We start from the raw sequence: 17029 nt of genomic DNA, 5'->3' as shown, positions 1-17029 counted from the left end.
GTCGCGCTGACGAGGTACCCGACGACGCCGGCCCCGTGCCGGCGTCGTCGTATGCGGGAGCATGGAATACGCACGCGCTTCACGGCGGCGGTGGGATAAGGGCAGCATGCTGCTCCCGGAGATCGCCGATGTCCGCCACGCCGCAGTCCGCGCCGGCGCCTGTGCGCCGCCACCCCCTGGTCACGGTCCTGTCGCTGCTGCTGGTCATCCTGGGCCTGGTGATCGGCGGGCTGGGTGCATGGCTGTTCCAGCTGGGTGGCTCGGCCTATTACCTCATCGCCGGCTGTGGCCTGCTGGCCAGCGGCATTCTGCTGTGGCTCAACCGTCGCAGCGGTGCGCTGCTGTACGCGCTGGTGTTCGTCGGCACGCTGCTGTGGACGGGGTGGGAATCGGGCAGCGATTACTGGCGCTGGGTGCCACGGCTGGGGCTGGTCACCGCGCTGGGCATCGTTCTGGCGCTGCTGACGCCGACGTTGCGCGCGCCGCTGTCCAAACGGCTGTCGCGCAGCATCGCCGCCGTGTTGCTGCTGGTGTTCGTCGGCGCATTTGCCCTGGCGTTCAGTCCGCACGGCAGCGTGGACGGCCATGCGCCGTTCCCGGAAGCAGCGTTCAGCGCAGGGCTGGAGCCGACCCGCGACACCACCGGCCTGCAGCCGGCCGACCAGCCCGCCGAGGGTGACTGGCCCGCCTGGGGCCGCAGCAACGCCGCCACCCGCTTCTCGCCGCTGCAGCAGATCACGCCCGCCAACGTGGCTACCCTGCAACTGGCCTGGCAGTTCCGCACCGGCGACCTGCCGAAGAGGCGCTGGGGGGCCGAGACCACGCCGTTGAAGATCGGCGAGCGGCTGTACCTGTGCACGGCACGCAACCGCCTGATCGCCCTCGAGGCCAGCACCGGCAAGGCGCTGTGGCAGTTCGATCCAAAGGTGAAAGACGCCTCCATTCCGTACACCGCCGCCTGCCGTGGGGTGTCCTACTACGAGCAGCCCGCCGTGCCGGTGTTCGCCGATGCGGCATTGGCGGATGTGGCTGCCGATCTCGCCTTGCCCCTGCCACCTCCCAGCGTTCGACCGGGCGCGGCGGCGGGCGCGCGGCCTGCCTGCTGGGCGCGCGTCATCGAAGGCACGCTGGACGGACGCATCATCGCAGTGGATGCCGACAGCGGTCGGCCGTGCGTCAATTTCGGCAACAACGGCCAGATCGACATCACCCTCGACATGGGCGAGGTGCCGCCGGGCTATGTCTCGATCACCTCGCCGCCGGCCATCGTGCGCGGCGTGATCGTCACCGGCCACCAGGTGCTGGACGGGCAGCGCCGTGACGCGCCTTCCGGCGTGATCCAGGCCTATGACGCGATCACCGGCAAGCTGCGCTGGGCGTGGGACATGGAGCGGCCCGAGCGCACCGGTCCGCCCCCCGCGAGCAGGTCTATACCCGGGGTACGCCGAACATGTGGACCACCGCCACCGGCGATGAACAACTGGGCCTGGTCTACCTGCCGTTGGGCAATGCCGCCGGCGACTACTGGAGCGGCTCGCGCAGCGAGCAACAGAACCGCTATGCCACCTCGCTGGTGGCACTCGACGTGGCCACCGGCAAGCCGGTCTGGCATTTCCAGGCCGTACGCAAGGATGTCTGGGACTACGACCTCGGTTCGCAGGCCAGCCTGATCGATTTTCCGACCGCGGCAGGCAAGGTGCCCGCGATCCTGCTGCCGACCAAGCAGGGTGACCTGTACATCCTCGACCGGCGCAACGGCCGGCTGCTGACACCCGCGGAAGAGCGCAGGGTTCCGCAGGGCGGCGTGGAACCGGAGCAGCGCTCGCCAACGCAGCTGTTCTCGCTCTATCACACCCTGCGGCGCGAGCAGCCGCTGACCGAGCGTGACATGTGGGGCATCACGCCGATCGATCAGCTGGTCTGCCGCATCCAGTTCCGCAGGGCGCACTACCAGGGCTTCTACACGCCGCCCACCAGTGATCGCCATTCCATCGAGTATCCCGGTTACAACGGTGGCTCGGACTGGGGTGGCGTGGCCATCGATACCCGCCGGGGCGTGATCGTGGCCAACTACAACGACATGCCCAACTACAATCGGCTGGTACCGCGTGCCGAGGCCGACCGGCGGGGATGGCTGCCGCGTGAGCAGATCCGCGCCGACCGCGGCGCTGGCGAAGGGGCAGGCGACCCGCAGGTGGGTACGCCGTATGCCATCGACGTCAATGCAGGATGGCGGCTGCCATTGACCGGCCTGTCGTGCAAACAGCCGCCGTATGGCGGCATCCGCGCGATCGATCTGCGCACGGGCACGCTGCTGTGGGACCGGCCGTTCGGAAGCGCGCGCGGCAACGGCCCATTCGGCATCCGCTCCGGCCTGCCGATCGAGATCGGAACGCCCAACAATGGCGGTGCGGTGATCACTGCCAGCGGCCTGGTGTTCATCGCCGCCGCGACCGACGATCTGCTGCGCGCCATCGATCTGAAGACGGGCCGGGAACTGTGGCATGCCAGGCTGCCTGCCGGGGGCCAGGCCACCCCGATGATCTACGAGCAGGGGGGACGCCAGTACGTGGTGATCGTCGCGGCAGGCCATCACTTCATGGAGACCCGTCCCGGCGATTACGTGATGGCGTTTGCCCTGCCCGAACATTGAGCATCGTTCGCGGCGGGGCCTGTCCGCCGATTCCCGGAAGCGGCCATTTCCCACCCGATGACGTGGTGTCCACCGATGCAGTAGCGGTGTGCCGGCGGGCACGCTGTTGCGTATGACCAGCCTGTCGAACCCTGTCAGCCGCGAGCCCATCATGGGCAATGTCCATCTGCTCACCTTGACCTGCTGCAATCGGCAGCGCCTGTTCGAGAACGCGGCGCATGCGGATGTCGCGATGCAGCTGTTGGCTGCGATGGACCGCGAGGGGCTGACCACCTCGCTGGCCTGGCTTGTCATGCCCGACCACGTGCGATGGCTGGCGCAGCTGCGTGGCTATCCACCCGGATACTGCGTACAGCGCTTCAAGGCGCGCAGCAGCTTCCTGATCAACCGCCATCGCGGCCGCAACGGAGCGGTCTGGCAGGCCGGCTATTTCGATCAGGTGATCGACAATGATGCTTCGTTGCCTGTGCGGGCCCGGCAGGTGCTCGCTCACCCGGTCAGTGCGGGGCTGGCCGGGAAGGTGGGCGAGTATCCCCATGGCTGGTGTCGCTGGCCGCTGCAGGACGCCGCGATTGCGCGGTAGTGGCGGGCTGCCGTGTTACTGCGGCACCCGTACCATCCTCGTCATCAAGTGTTCGACCACACCTGCCGGATTGGCTGTGCGGCCCACATGCGTGCTGGACATCTGCACGATCGAGCTGCGTTTGGCGGTGAGGAAATGGAAGCGTGCGCGTGCCGGAAGCTGCGCGATGGGGCCGGCGGTGGCATCGCCGCGGCAGATGGCCACGATGGCATCCAGCCACGGTTGCAGCGCCTGCTGGTCCAGCGCCGGTGCGAACGCCTGCAGGCGTGCCGGGTCGATCTCGATGGCCGCTTCCAGATGACGCGCACCGGGACAGGACACGATCACCCCGACGTTGATGAATTCCTCGCGCTCCACCCGCGGTACAACGCGGATGACCGCATAGTCATACGTGTGTAGCGTGGGCACGGATGGCCTCCTGCACGAACACCGCACGCACCTTCAGGCGATGCTTGAGATAGTCGATGTAGCCCTGGCGGTAGGCCTGAGGGCTGTCGAACGCCGGCTCGTTGACCAGCCAGCTGTCTGGCACGAGGCCGACGATCCGCTCGATCTCGGCATCGGTCAGGCGAGCCGCCAGCTCGGCATCCACCTCGGCGATGCGGCTGGCGAACGACAGCAGCACGTGGTCGCGGATCAGCACGAACGGCCTTTCGCACGCATCGCCGGCGTTGGCCCAGTCGTGGTGGAAATACATCGCTGCACCGTGGTCGATCAGGTACAGCTGGCGGTGCCACACCATCAGGTTCGGGTTGCGCGTGGTGCGATCGACATTGCTGGTGAATGCATCGAACCAGACGATGCGCGACGCCAGGTCGGCGTCCACCGGCATGGCCGCCGGGTCGTAGTTGATCGCGCCGGGCAGGTAATCCAGGCCCAGATTCAGGCCCTCGCTGGCGCGGATCAGTTCCTGGATCTCCGGATCCGGTTCGGTACGCGCGAACTCGCTGTCCAGTTCGACGAACAGCAGTTCGGGAATCGGCAGGCCCAGGGTACGGGCCATTTCACCTGCGATCAGTTCGGCGATCAGGGCCTTGGGCCCCTGGCCCGCACCCCGGAACTTGAGTACGGCCATGCCGTCGTCGTCGGTCTCGACCACGGCCGGCAGGGAGCCGCCCTCCCGCAGGGGCGTAATGTAACGAAGAGCATTCACGGTGCGCATGCACGCATTCTAGCGTGGCACACGGTGCTGCATCGCATGCGCCGCAGAGCACACGCCGCGCATGCCGACGCAACGCAGGCAATGCTGAATGCACGCTGCGCAATGTGCCGCGCTTCACACGATCCTCCGGACGGCGCGGGCAACATGCTGTCCATGGCGTTCGCGGAAACGCCGCGCGGATCCTGCTCCACGATGTCTCCACCAGATGCGGAGGTACAGGGATGAGCGACCAACTGAATGCGGCACTGCCGCCTCTGGATGATGCCAAGGCCGAAGAAATGATCGGCAAGGTAGTGCTGGTGGGCGTCACCCGTTACGGCGGTGACGGGCAGGTTCAAGGGCTGGAGCAGTATGCCGGCACGGTGCTGCGCATCAGCGCGTTCGAAGGCGTGGTGCTTGCCGACGAAAACGATGGGCACGAGCGCTACCTGCCGCCCATGCTCGACCAGTACCTGCCAGCCCAGCCGGGCGAGTACTGCATGCGCTCCAACGGGATGATCGTGGTGGACCCGGACTATCTGGCCACCTGGGACCTGCACGCCCGGCAGTAGTGACCCGGCCTGCGCTTTGCCTTATCCGGTGACTAGCCCATCCGGCCCATTGAACGCGGGCCGGGCGGTGCTAGATTCGGCGCATGCCCGCTTCGCGGGCAGCCCGACACTACCAGGGGATAAGGATGCTCATCCGTCGTACCTCTCTGGCGGCTGCCATTGCCGTCGTTGCCGTCACGCTGTTGTCTGCAGGCCCGGCATGGGCCGACTATGCCAAGCCGCCGGAGCATCTGCTGAAGGTGCTGAAGGCACCGCCGCCGCCAATGCCGAACGTGGACCCCAGTGGCCAGCGTCTGTTGCTGACCACCGCGCAGACCTATCCGTCGATCAGCCGGGTGGCGCAGCCCTACCTGAAGCTGGCCGGCGTGCGCCTGGAGCCGAAGAACCGCAGCCGTCATGACACGCCCGGAGGCTATGGCATACCGGCCTGCGTGGCCGACTTCACCCTGGTCGAGATCGGCAGCGGCAAGGAGACCAAGGTCAACCTGCCGCAGGGCTGCGCCGGTGGCGCGCTGTGGTCGGCCGACGGCAGCCACTTCGCGTTCCAGAATGCAGTCGAGACCAGCGTGCAGCTGTGGGTGGGCGATGCCGCCACCGGTCAGGTCAAGCAGGTACCGAACGTCCAGCTGAACCCGATTTTCGGCAGCACCGTGCAGTGGCTGGGTGGCACCCAGACACTGCTGGTGAAGCTGGTACCGGCCAACCAGGGGCCGGCACCCTCCAATGGCGGCGTGCCGACCGGACCCGATGCACAGGAGTCGCTCGGCAGCAGTGGCGAGAGCAGCACCTATGAGGCACGCGACACGCTGACCAGCGTGCATGATGAAGCGTTGTTCGCCTACTACGGGGCCTCGCAGCTGGCGGTGGTGGATACCGCGGCGGGCACCGTGCGAACGGTCGGCCAGCCGGCCATCTACAACGATGTCAGTGCGGCGCCAGACGGCGTGCATGTGCTGACCGAGTCGATCAAGCCACCGTTCTCGCATGCGGTTACCTACCAGCGTTTCGCCAACGACGTCGCGGTACTGGATGTCAGCAGTGGGCGCACGACCCCCATCGCCCGCCTGCCGTTGGCCGACCGCGTGCCGGTGCACGGCGTGCCGGAGGGGCCGCGCGGTTTCGACTGGCGCTCCACCGATCCGGCGACGCTGGTGTATGCCGAAGCACTGGACAAGGGCGACTGGAAAGTGAGTGTGCCGCACCGTGACCGCGTGCTCATGCTCAAGGCGCCGTTCACGGGCAAGCCGGTGGAGATCGCGCGTACCGCGCAGCGCTTCGAAGGCATTGCCTGGACGGCGGACCCGGCCGTGTCGTTCCAGTTCGAGAATGACGAGAACCGGCACTGGGTGCAGACCCGCATCGTCGATGTGGACAAGCCCCGGCAGGAGGGCCGCCTGTTGTGGGACATGTCCAGCGACGAGCTGTACGGCGATCCGGGCAACCTGGTGTTCAAGCGCCTGCCCAATGGCGCACCGGTGGTGCGGCAGGAAGGGACGTACGTGTTCCTGCGCGGGCAGGGCGCTTCGCCGCAGGGGGATCGCCCGTTCCTGGACCGTCTGGATCTGGCCACACTGAAGAGTGAGCGCCTGTTCCGCAGCGATGCCGATGCCTACGAGCAGTTCCTGGGCTTCAGCAATACGCCCGGCCGCTACCTGACGTGGCACCAGTCGGTGATGGACCCGCCGAACGCCTTCCTGCGCCAGCAGGGCGATGCTGTGGCGGACGCCAAGCAGGGCGAGGCGCAGTACACCTCCACCGCGACGGCCCTGACGAAGCTGGTCGACCCCACGCCTGAAGTGCGGCAGATCAAGAAGCAGCTGGTGACCTACAAGCGCGCCGACGGCGTGGACCTGTCGTTCACCCTGTACACGCCGCCCGGCTACCGGGAAGGCCAGCGCGTGCCGGCCATCCTCTACGCCTATCCGGCAGACTTCGCCAATGCCGCGCAGGCCGGGCAGGTCTCCGGTTCGCAGCAGACGTTCACCCGCCTGCAGCCGTACCGCCTGATGCTGCTGGCCGGCTACGCGATCATCGACAATGCCTCGTTCCCGATTGTCGGTGATCCCAGGAACGCCTACGACACCTACCTGGAGCAGTTGGAAGCCGATGCCAAGGCGGCCGTGGACAAGGCCGTCGACATGGGCGTGGTGGATCGCAACCGGATCGGCGTCACCGGCCACAGCCACGGCGGCCTGATGACCGCGAACCTGATCGCGCATACCACCCTGTTCAAGGCGGGCGTGGCGACCAGCGGCTCCTACAACAAGACCTTCACTCCGTTCGGATTCCAGAACGAGCGGCGTTCGGTCTGGCAGGCACAGGATGTCTACCTGAAGGCATCGCCGTTCTTCTACGCCGACAAGATCAAGCTGCCGTTGCTGCTGGTGCATGGCGAGGACGATGCCAATCCGGGTACCGAGCCGTTCCAGTCGCGCAAGCTGTACCAGGCGATCCGTGGCAACGGCGGCACCACCCGCCTGGTGATGCTGCCGAACGAGCCGCACTGGTATACGGCGCTGGAGTCGAACGAGCAGCTGGTGGCGGAGATGCTCAACTGGTTCGACACCTACGTGAAGAACGCCAAGTGAGGAATGGAAAGGCCGCCCTTGGGCGGCCTTCCTGCATCCTGTGGAGCCGGGCCATGGTGGCTGCTGTAGTACAGAGTCGGGGAAGTCACATGAAGGCATGGATGTTGGCGCTCGCTCCGCTGTTGGTTTCTCCTGTGGCCACGGCGGTCCAGCGGCCGATGAGCGTGCACGTCACGTACGACTGGTCTGGCTGGGGTTCCGTATCTGAGCGCTGGGTCATCCGGCGCGATGCCTACGGCGTGACCACCCGCGTACAGGTGGTTGACGCGCCCGACGTGCAACCGCGGGTGCCGGAGCTGCTGCCGTTCGGCGCGATGTCAGCGTTCGAGGCTGCGCTGCAGGCAGCGCCGTTGACCCGCGACGCCACGGTGGATCTGATCGCTTCGCGGCTGGACCGGTCCACCATGCTGACGCTGGATCCACAGCTGCGCAGCACGCCGCCGGCCAGATGCTCGTTCGCCCAGCAGCAGGCCTGGGCACGCCGGGCGGTGGCCGGGCAAGGTCTGCGGGAGCGCGTTGCAGCGCATTTCCGCGGCCTCTGGACTGACGACCATCCCAGCATGACCGTGGTCGTAAGCCGTCCGGGCCGCCCGGACACCGTGCTGGTGTCCACTTCCCAGTACGCAATGATGCTGCCATGGAAGCGCGTGTCATCGACGAACTTCGACCAGCACGTTCTGGCAGGCGCGCAGGAGCAGTGGCGTCCGGCGTTGAGCGATGCACTGATGGCGCTGCTGCCTGCGGGGGAACCCAGCCGCGAACGTTTCAGGATCGGCTGGTTGCAGAACAGATTACGAGACGACATTGCCCAGGAGGCGCTGCGTTGTGGGGCGCTGCGCAAGGAAACCGCAGATTGATCATCCACGGATGCTCTGCGATCAACGTTGCAGACTCGACAGCGACAGGTCGATCGCGGTGCGGCCGGACAGGCGCCCCAGCAGGGAAGTTGTCCGTGGAGAGCGCTGCCTGGGCATCCGCGCTCACGCCAGTGGCAGGCGGTCCTGCGCGTGCGAAAGGCGATCATGCAGGTCGCGCACATGCTCGGCCCTGGCATGTACCCGGGTGGTGTCGCCGAAGCTGCGCAGATAGGCGCAGGCAGCGAAGCCGTCACTCTTGCTTTCATACTCCGTAATCCAGGCCAGTCGGTCCGGATTGTCGGCCTGCTCGGCCGACCACGCGGCGGCGGGCGGGCGGATGCGGTACTTCAGGCCGACACGCCATGGTTTGGGTGTCAGCCGGGCCCGGAAGCAGTGCTGCAGCCGGCACATGCGCGCGTACAGCGTGTCGGTGCCCAGTGCGTTGAAGAACGCCTGCAGCGCCTCGTCGCCGGGGGAGAACGTGGCATGCATGGCCAGTATCCGCAGCCCGGCCGGCGTCCGGTACGCGCGCAGATGCCAGTCCGGGTGCTGCCTGCTGAAGTCCGCAACCCGCTGCAGGGCCACGCCCTCGGCGCCACCGGCAGCGGCCAGGCGACGCCTGCGTTGCATCAGCATCGCGGTATTCACCAGAGCCACGGCTGCCACGCCCAGTACCAGCCCCACCAGCCAGTGCCAGAGCAGGGTGCCGATGAGGGCAACGGCAGGCAGCAGGGTTGCCGTGATGACGACGGGCATCACACATCCTGCCGGTGGTTGCGGGTGGTCAATGTCGGCGAACAGGACGTCCGGAGTGTTCAGGCACAGCGCACCGTAGCTGTTGCGGGTGATCACCACGCCGCCATCGCGCTGCACGATCTGCTCGCGGATCGGCACGCCTTCCACGCCGTAGTTGCTGCGGACCTCGCGGCGCGGCAGTGCCTGCCCGGCGAGGATGGCATTGAGCGCTTCGTTGGCCCGGCGCTCGGCGTGTGCCTGAGCGTCGGCAGGGCTTGTGTCGGACCATCCGAAGCGACGCACGACCACCGGCCGGCCGCGGAAACGGGCCTGCAGGCGGGCTTCGGCCCAGTACGCGGGAACGATCATCATCGTGCGGTGCGCCATCATCCATGGCAGATGCCGAGGTGAGTCTGGCACAGGGGCGTAACGGCCGCACCCGCCTGCTGCGGCGAAGGGGGCGCAGTGATAGATTGCCTGCCTGGCATTGTCTCCACCAAGGACGGATCGATGTTCGTTTCCCTGCGTGGCCTGCTTGCCCTGGCGCTGGCCGGGACGGCCGGCGTGGCCCATGGTGCAGCGCCAGGGCCGGAGATCCTGATTTCCGACGCCAGCCGCTTCTATGCCCTTTACGACACAACCGATGGCCAGCCCAGCGTGGCGCAGCTGGCGCAGTACCTGGCCGAAGGGACCCCCAGCCTGGGCGAGTTCGCGAGCCGGCGACGGGTCACCGCCGAGCGCATCGCCGACGCCATGCGTCGCGACCCGGCGATGTACGCCAATGGCCGGACCTGCCTGGATGAACTGCCTGCGGTACGCCAGCGGCTGGTGCAGGTGTTTGCCAATCTGCAGGCGATCTATCCGCAGGCGAGGTTTCCACCGGTCGCGATCATGGTCGGGCGCGGTCGCCCGGTCGGCCTGACCCATCCGGGGGGCGTGCTGATCGGGCTGGAAGCCCTTTGCGCGGCTGACTTCATGAACCCCAATGTGCAGGACCGCTTCGTGCATGTGATCGCGCACGAGTACGTGCACATCCAGCAGACCGGTGCGATCGATTTCGAGCAGGGCGATCCGCGTGCGACGGTGCTGCGCCTGTCACTGGCCGAAGGCGTGGCCGAGTTCATCACCGAACTGGTTTCCGGCAACGTCGGCAACGGACGCCACGCGGCATGGACGCGGGGCAGGGAAGTGCACATCGAAAGTGCATTCGCGCTGGACCTGGACAGTACCGACCTTTCGCCCTGGCTGTACAACTACACGCCCGGTTCCGACGCGCCCTACGATCTGGGCTACTGGGTGGGCTACCGCATCGCCAAGGCGTACTACCTCCAGGCCAGGGACAAGCGCGAAGCGGTGCGCGCGCTGATCGAACAGGACGAGCCGAAGGCGATCCTGGCGGCCAGTGGCTGGACGCCGGGCATGTGGATGCCGGCGAAGGTGACTGGCGTGGCCGCACGCGCTGCGGCACGCTGAGTGCGGAACAGAACGCTACGGGAGATCGGCATGCGCATTCCTGCTTTGACGGCCGGCGCCATCGCGCTGGCATTGGCGATGACCGGCGGCGTGAGCGCGGCCGATGCACCCGCCATCAACCCGCTGCTGACACGGCCAGTGGAGCAGCTGCGGCCGGACGAAGTCCGTTTCATGCAGCAGCGTCTGGCGGATTGGCCACAGCTGCAGCGCTATCGTGACGCCAACGCAGCACTGCCTGCTGCCCGGCCCGGACAGCCACGCGTGGTGTTCTACGGCGACTCGATCACCGAGGGCTGGGGGGCTGAGGGCAGTGCCGCCTTCTTCCCCGGCAAGGGGTATCTCAATCGTGGCATCGGGGGCCAGACCACGGCGCAGATGCTGGTTCGCTTCCCGCAGGATGTGCTTGCGCTGCATCCCCAGGTGGTGGTGATCCTGGCCGGCACCAACGATATCGCCGGCAATACCGGCCAGGCCACGCAGGCGATGATCGAAGACAACGTGCAGGCGATGGTGGCGCTGGCGAAAGCGCAGGGCATCAGCGTGGTGCTGGCCTCGGTGCTGCCGGTCAGCGAGTACCCCTGGATGCCTGGTATCGAGCCCGCCGCGAAGGTGCGCGCATTGAACCGTGCACTGAAACGCCATGCCGACGAACAACAGCTGGTCTACCTGGATTACCACACGCCGTTGGCCAACGCGCAGGGCGGTCTGGATGCCGACCTGGCCGGCGACGGCGTGCATCCCACCACGAAAGGCTACGCGGTGATGGCACCGCTGGCCGAGGCTGCGATCAACCAGGCACTGGCGAGGCGCGCCGCCCGGTGATGGTCGGCAGGACCATGCCGCAGGTCGGGCTGTGCTGGTGGGAACTCAGTCGTCGTCGCGCTTCAGCGCAGCGTCGGCAGCCAGCAGAGCTTCGGCGGCGGCGCTGAGTGCGGGGGAGGGCGGCAGCGGCGAACCGATGGCGTCCATCATCTGCTGCATGCCCACGAATGCACGCGCGCGGCGATCATAGATACCGGTGACCAGCAGGGCGCGCGTGGCGATCTTCTGGCCGTCGCCGACCAGCACGCGCTGCTCCATGATCACGCGCGTGCCGACCCAGCCGGCCAGGCGTGTTTCCAGGGTGAAGCGCTGGAATGGCCGGAGCTCGCGGCGGAACTGGATGGTGCCGGCGCCGACGATCGGCGCCCATTTCTCGCGCAGCGCCACCTTGCCCAGGCCCATGCGCAGGATCAGGTCCAACCGGCCCAGATCGAAGATGTTCCAGTAGCGGCCGTTGGTCATGTGCAGGTTGCTGTCCAGATCGTTGGGCAGCACCCGGAACTGCAGCCGCGACACGCCGAAAGGCGCCTCCAGCCTGGGCCGGAACAGACTGCACAGCAGCAGATGGAGCAGGCGGAACCAGAGATTCATGATTATTACGAGTGTTATAGAATCGACGGTACGCTAGTCTATGGCGACTGTCTTAGCAAGGCGCAGCCATGAGTCCGCGAACGTCCGACGCTCCCCAGCGCGTGATCGATGCCGCCGCGCAGATGCTGGCTCGGGTCGGGCTGAATGCAACCAGCATCCGTGAAGTGACCAAGCTGGCCGACGCGCCGCTGGGTTCCACCTACCATCACTTTCCCGGCGGCAAGCAGGAGCTGCTGGCGCGAGCCACGCTTATGGCCGGCGACAAGGTGGAAGCGCTGCTGGTGGCGCTGCTGAACGGCGGCGCAGTGCAGGGCCTGCAGCAGTTTCTGGCGATGTGGCGCGAGCGCCTGCTGCGCTCCGGGTTCCGCGCGGGTTGCCCGGTGCTGGCCGCTGCCGTTGAGGAGCCGATGGACGCAGTGCCGAGCCAGCCCCGCGCGGCAGCTGCCGAGGTGTTCGTGCGCTGGCACGATCATCTCGCCACGGCGCTCGTCGCCGAAGGACATGCGCCAGCCGCTGCGGGTGAGCTGGCCAGCCTGGTGATTGCCAGCGTGGAAGGCGCGGTGGCGATGTGCCGCGCGCTGCAGGATATCGCTCCGTTTGACCAGGTCGCCGCGCAGCTGCTCAGGGCTGTCGCGCCACCTGCGCGCTAGAATCAACGCGAACGCGCTGCTGCGTGCCCGGCAAGGACGTCCCCATGTTGCACCACCTCTCCCTCGGCGTCCGTGACCTCGATGCCGCAGGCCGCTTTTACGATGCCGCACTCGCCACGCTTGGGTTTCGCCGGGTCTTCGAGGACGAGACCGCGATCGGTTATGGGGTGGTCGATGATGAGGATGCGCTGTGCCTGAAGCTGCGTGATGACGCCGCAGCGCCGGGTCCCGGTTTCCACGTAGCGTTTGCCGCGGACTCGGCAGCGGCCGTGGATGCCTTCCACGCAGCCGCCGTGGCCAACGGGGGCGCTGACAACGGTGCGCCCGGGCCGCGCCCCGATTACGGAGACTTCTACTACGCGGCGTTCGTGGTCGACCCCGATGGCCATCGCATCGAAGCGGTGACCAAGGCGCGGCCGGAGTGACGCAGCCAGGTGTTTCGGCGCCCGCACGCTGACAAGCACAAGCGCACGCAGCAGCTCACGCCAGCGATGGTTCGCGCGGTGGGACGCTGCCGAGTACGTCGTCGAAGTGGCTGAAACGACGACGCCGGATCACACCCGGCGCCGCCCGGGGCGATCAATCGAAACGCCAGCGCACGCCTGCATAGATGCCCCGGCCTTCGCCAGGCGTGGAGCGGGCGACATCCTTGCCGGCGTCGTCGTAGCCCGGCGTGACCGTGGCCGCGTAGTGGCGGTTACCGAGGTTGCGCATCTCCGCCCACGCCTGCCAGCGCCCACCGGGTGCGTCGTAGCCGATGCGGCTGCCGAAGATCACGTGGCTGTCGGCCCAGTAGCTGTTGGCGTAGTCCACCGCGATGCGCGAGGCGTATTCGGTGTTCAGCGCGGCGTACAGGCCGGAGGCATGATCGAAGCGCAGCTCGGCCTGGTAGCTGTGGCGCGGCAGGCCCGGCAGGCGGTTGCTGCCGAAGCGCGCGTCGTGGCGGTAACGGAAATCACTGAAGGTGTACGCTTGGCGCAACGACAGGCGCCCCGGCGCGGCCTGCCACAGCGTGCTGTCCAAACCGGCTTCGATGCCGCGGTGAACGGTGGGGCTGGCGTTGTTTTCTGCGATGAACAGGTTCGGCACCGGTTGCAACTCCACGCTCAGCAGCTCGTGGTTCACGTGCGCGTAGTAGCCGGTCAGTTCCCAGCGACCCAGCGCCGCGTTACCGCGCGCGCCCAGTTCCAGCGTGGTGGCGGTCTGGTTCTGCATCGGCACCGGCGCGCGCTGGCGCCCGCTGGACGGTCCGTTGCCCGGCCCGAAGTATTGGTTCGAGCCCCAGATCATCGACCATGGATGCGGCGCTTCCACCGAGCGGCTGAGGTTGCCGAACCACTGGGTCTGCGCGCTGTGCTGCCAGGTCAAGCCCAGTCGCGGTGCGTAGTCCCAGTCGTGGTCGCGCAGGCGGCCGCCACTGCTCGGCCAGGTCACCTGCACATCGCGGCGGGTGTTGATCAACGCCAGCCCGGTCTGCATGCGCAGGCGGTCATTGAAGGCGAGGGTATTGCTGACGTGCAGTGTGCTGTCGGTGCCGTGGTGGCGGAAGTCACGCGTGCGCGTACCGGCGGCATAGCCGTTGCTGGCAAAGCGCAGCGACTCGCGCACATCGGCGTCCAGATCGTGGGTGACGCGCAGACCGATCGTGGTTTGGCTGTCCAGGCCGAACAGCCGGTGGCGGTGGTGGTAGTCCAGCGTGGCGTTGAGGTTGGCGTAGTCCAGCTGCTGGCGGTACAGGCTCTCGTTCAAGTCCATCGGATACGTGTGATAGACCAGCCCGGCCTGCAGCGAAGAATCCTCGTCGATCTGCAGCGTGGTGACATTACCGACCCAGGTACTGCCCGGCTGCGGGCGGCGCGCATCGATGGCCAGGTTGGCCGCGTTCGCCGCATGCGGATCGTTGCGGATCTGATCGCGGGTCAAGCGACCGGGCGTTTCGTGATTGGTTTCGCGGTAGCGAACGAAGAAACGCGTCTGCAGGTCGGGCGTGATCTGCCAGCCGATGTTGGCCATCGCGCCCTTGCCGTCGCCGCGCGCATGGCGCTGATAACCATCGAACTCGGTATCGGTGTAGGCCAGGAAGTAATCGAGATCTCCGTTGACACCGCCCCAGCTGATGCCGCGTTTCTGGTAGCCACGGCTGCCCGCTTCGTAGTGCAGCTGCACGCCGGCCGAATCACGGCCGCTGCGGCTTACATAGTCGATGGCACCGCCCAGCGCCAGCGCGCCGCGCTCGAAGCCGTTGGCCCCGCGCAGCACCTCTACCCGCGACAGCCACAGCGGTTCCAGCAGTTCGTAGGGCGTGCCGCCGGGGCCGGTCAACGGCAGGCCGTCGAGGGACACGGCAATGCCCGAGGCATGCGCGCCCGGGCCGCGATTGATGCCCGAGCCACGGATCGAGACCTTGGTGCCTTCGTTGCCGGCCGATTGCGCACTGATGCCCGGCTGGAAGGCGAGTACATCGGCACTGCTGGCCAGTCGGCTGTCGGCCTTGGCCACGTCGATGACGTTGCTGGCGCCGGGTACGCGCTTCAGCGCCTCGCGGGCCTGGGCGCTGGCATCGGCCGCAGTGACCTGCACGGCATCAAGGGTAGTGGCCTGCGGGGCCGCGGCGGCGGTGGAGGAAAGGCCGAGGGAAACGGCCAGGAACAACAGCGACGGGATGGGGCGGTACGACGAGAGGGGCATGCGGAAATGCTGTAAACCACGAAAGTGGCGCGCAAGTTAACAGGTCGACGGCGCCACGTCACCCATCACCGGCGTATGGGGCAGGTGCACCTGTAGAGCCGAGCCCATGCTCGGCTGCTTTTTTTTACGGAGCCGACCGAGCATCGGCTCGGCTCTACAAAGACGGTTTCGCCAGCGCCTTCGATTTCGCATACAGCCGCTCTGCGACATCCTTCTCACCCAATGCCGCATGACACTCGGCCAGGCTGTCCCACACATTGGCCGAATCCGGATACAGCTCGGTGTTGAGGGCGAATACCTTCAACGCGCTGCGCGCACCGAAGTTCGCGAAGATGGCGTAGCCATCGGTGTTGATCGCGCGTTCCAGTTCGTTGGCAGCGATGCCGCTGCTGTCGCGCAACCATGTGCGCAGGGCCGGTGCAGCGCCTGCATCATCTTCCAGCGCATAGGCAATCAAGCGTTCGGACAACACCGCATGCGGAAATTCCTTCGGTGCGGCCACCGCCATCGTGCTTTCCACCAGCGTGCTCGACCACACGTTGCGCGCGCTGCCGTTGGTCAGATACACGAACACCCAGTAGCCGCTGGCCAGCGTGCCCTTGTAGGCCAATCGCGCACGTACACGGGTGCCACCATCGTGACCGACCTGGGTGTAGCCGTCGCTGCGGGTGGTATCCCAGCCGGTGGAGAAGAAATTGCTGCGGCCATCGGTCAGCCTCTGCGGCTGCCAGAGCTTTTCCAGTGTTGCCGTACGCAGCAGCTTGCCGGTGGCCAGCGCCTGCAGGAAACGGTTCATGTCGCCCACGCTGGTCTGCAGATCGGCATGGCCCCAGCCGTAGTCCGGCCACGGGTCTTCGTTGGCCGGTTGCAGCTGCCCATCCTTGCCGATGTACGGCACGGCCGCGCGCTGGGCTGGCACGCTGGCGACACCCCACGAGGTGCTGGCCATCTTCAACGGCTGCAGGATGCGTTCGCGGGCGATCGCCGGGTAGGGCCTGCCGTAATGCGTTTGCAGCAATGCGGTCAGCACCAGATAGTTGGCCTGCGTGTACTGCACGCGGCTGCCGGTGGCGAACTGCATCGGTGCCGAACCAGCGACCTTCAGTGCGGCGGCGAGATCGGGTGCGAGACCGTTGTAGCCGTTGCTCACCCAGCGGTTGTTCACCCGCTCGTAGTACTCGCCGATACCGGAGCTGTGGTTGAGGAAATCACGCACACGGATCGCCTGCCATGCTGCGGGCAAGTCCGGCACGTAGCGGCTGGCGGGTGCATCCAGATCCACCTTGCCCTCATCGACCAGCTGCATCACCAGCGTGCTGGTCAGCAGCTTGGCCATCGACTGCGCGGCGAAGATGGTATCGACGGTGGCCGGTGAATGGGTAGCGGGATCACGTTCACCGCTGGCGCCCTGGTACAGCACCTGGCCGTTGTGTGCGACCAGTACCGCCTGGCCGGCGATGCCATAGCGTTCGCGGTTGGCCTGCAACTGCGCATCCATCCGGGCCGGAAGATCGTTGCGAACATCCCCCGCCAGAGCAGGCAGGGCAACGGTCAAGGCACAGAAGAGCGCGGCAAGGGCGCGGTACATCGCGATGATCCGTCAGTGGCGATGGCGCATCTTGGTCAGCGGCGGGGGCGGGGTCAAGCGCATGGCGCCGGGCCATGCCCGGCATCGC

The 17029-nt window shown here is 67.0% G+C and carries 14 protein-coding genes and 1 pseudogene; 9 read left to right on the top strand and 6 right to left on the bottom strand.

Translation table 11 applies throughout. The features are described from left to right. Positions 1 to 128: 128 nt before the first annotated feature. Positions 129 to 2653 (top strand): annotated as a pseudogene (locus ACZK08_RS12605) (membrane-bound PQQ-dependent dehydrogenase, glucose/quinate/shikimate family). Positions 2654 to 2741: 88 nt separating this feature from the next. Continuing rightward, positions 2742 to 3236: an REP-associated tyrosine transposase gene (locus ACZK08_RS12600; protein ID WP_231107798.1), complete on the top strand. Its 495-nt coding sequence runs from the start codon at positions 2742 to 2744 to the stop codon at positions 3234 to 3236. A 15-nt stretch (positions 3237 to 3251) separates the two neighbouring features. On the opposite strand, the gene ACZK08_RS12595 is transcribed toward ACZK08_RS12600, so the two are convergent. Both ACZK08_RS12595 and ACZK08_RS12590 read right to left on the bottom strand, forming a co-directional pair. After that, entirely contained in the window at positions 3252 to 3644 is a 393-nt protein-coding gene (locus tag ACZK08_RS12595; protein ID WP_065176040.1) for a DUF3037 domain-containing protein, read from the bottom strand. Beyond that, on the bottom strand, positions 3622 to 4398 hold the full coding sequence (locus ACZK08_RS12590) for a HipA family kinase (RefSeq protein WP_065182894.1): 777 nt from the start codon (positions 4396 to 4398) through the stop codon (positions 3622 to 3624). Before ACZK08_RS12590 ends, ACZK08_RS12595 begins: the two co-directional genes overlap by 23 nt. A 221-nt stretch (positions 4399 to 4619) precedes the next feature. Here ACZK08_RS12590 and ACZK08_RS12585 point away from each other — a divergent pair, with 221 nt between their 5' ends. From ACZK08_RS12585 to ACZK08_RS12575, 3 genes are all read left to right on the top strand, one after another. Beyond that, complete coding sequence (locus ACZK08_RS12585) at positions 4620 to 4949, top strand: hypothetical protein (protein ID WP_065176039.1); 330 nt, start codon at positions 4620 to 4622, stop codon at positions 4947 to 4949. A 125-nt stretch (positions 4950 to 5074) separates the two neighbouring features. Further along, positions 5075 to 7537 carry a S9 family peptidase gene (locus ACZK08_RS12580; RefSeq protein WP_065182893.1) on the top strand — a complete coding sequence of 821 codons (2463 nt, stop codon included), beginning with the start codon at positions 5075 to 5077 and terminating at the stop codon, positions 7535 to 7537. 101 nt (positions 7538 to 7638) lie between these two features. Beyond that, the gene (locus tag ACZK08_RS12575; protein WP_231107797.1) at positions 7639 to 8394 is read left to right on the top strand and encodes a hypothetical protein; all 756 of its coding nucleotides are present in this window, start codon (positions 7639 to 7641) and stop codon (positions 8392 to 8394) included. Positions 8395 to 8517: 123 nt separating this feature from the next. Here the strand turns inward: ACZK08_RS12575 and ACZK08_RS12570 are convergent, their stop codons facing one another. Further along, positions 8518 to 9501, bottom strand: a complete 984-nt coding sequence (locus ACZK08_RS12570; protein ID WP_065182916.1) for a hypothetical protein — start codon at positions 9499 to 9501, stop codon at positions 8518 to 8520. A 138-nt stretch (positions 9502 to 9639) separates the two neighbouring features. Between ACZK08_RS12570 and ACZK08_RS12565 the strand changes: the two genes are divergently transcribed. Both ACZK08_RS12565 and ACZK08_RS12560 read left to right on the top strand, forming a co-directional pair. Then, positions 9640 to 10602 carry a DUF2268 domain-containing putative Zn-dependent protease gene (locus ACZK08_RS12565; protein ID WP_065182891.1) on the top strand — a complete coding sequence of 321 codons (963 nt, stop codon included), beginning with the start codon at positions 9640 to 9642 and terminating at the stop codon, positions 10600 to 10602. Positions 10603 to 10632: 30 nt separating this feature from the next. Next, a complete protein-coding gene (locus ACZK08_RS12560; RefSeq protein WP_478452214.1) occupies positions 10633 to 11424 on the top strand; it encodes an SGNH/GDSL hydrolase family protein in 792 nt (263 codons plus the stop codon). A 45-nt stretch (positions 11425 to 11469) separates the two neighbouring features. Here the strand turns inward: ACZK08_RS12560 and ACZK08_RS12555 are convergent, their stop codons facing one another. Then, positions 11470 to 12015, bottom strand: a complete 546-nt coding sequence (locus ACZK08_RS12555) for a thioesterase family protein (protein ID WP_065176034.1) — start codon at positions 12013 to 12015, stop codon at positions 11470 to 11472. A 68-nt stretch (positions 12016 to 12083) separates the two neighbouring features. On the opposite strand from ACZK08_RS12555, the gene ACZK08_RS12550 reads away from it, so the two are divergent. Both ACZK08_RS12550 and ACZK08_RS12545 read left to right on the top strand, forming a co-directional pair. Further along, positions 12084 to 12665 (top strand): TetR/AcrR family transcriptional regulator, encoded by a 582-nt coding sequence (locus ACZK08_RS12550; RefSeq protein ID WP_065182889.1) that lies wholly within the window; start codon positions 12084 to 12086, stop codon positions 12663 to 12665. Positions 12666 to 12709: 44 nt separating this feature from the next. Beyond that, positions 12710 to 13090, top strand: coding sequence for a VOC family protein (locus tag ACZK08_RS12545; protein WP_065182888.1), 381 nt, complete (start codon positions 12710 to 12712; stop codon positions 13088 to 13090). Positions 13091 to 13244: 154 nt separating this feature from the next. Here ACZK08_RS12545 and ACZK08_RS12540 read toward each other — a convergent pair whose 3' ends face one another. Both ACZK08_RS12540 and ACZK08_RS12535 read right to left on the bottom strand, forming a co-directional pair. Then, positions 13245 to 15353 (bottom strand): TonB-dependent receptor family protein, encoded by a 2109-nt coding sequence (locus ACZK08_RS12540; protein WP_065182887.1) that lies wholly within the window; start codon positions 15351 to 15353, stop codon positions 13245 to 13247. Positions 15354 to 15507: 154 nt separating this feature from the next. Then, positions 15508 to 16941, bottom strand: a complete 1434-nt coding sequence (locus ACZK08_RS12535; protein WP_065182886.1) for a serine hydrolase domain-containing protein — start codon at positions 16939 to 16941, stop codon at positions 15508 to 15510. Positions 16942 to 17029 lie beyond the last annotated feature (88 nt).

This window comes from Stenotrophomonas sp. 112478_Sma (genome assembly GCF_056479905.1).
Note: the sequence above shows the minus strand (reverse complement) of the source record. Positions and strands in the feature narration are given on the sequence as shown.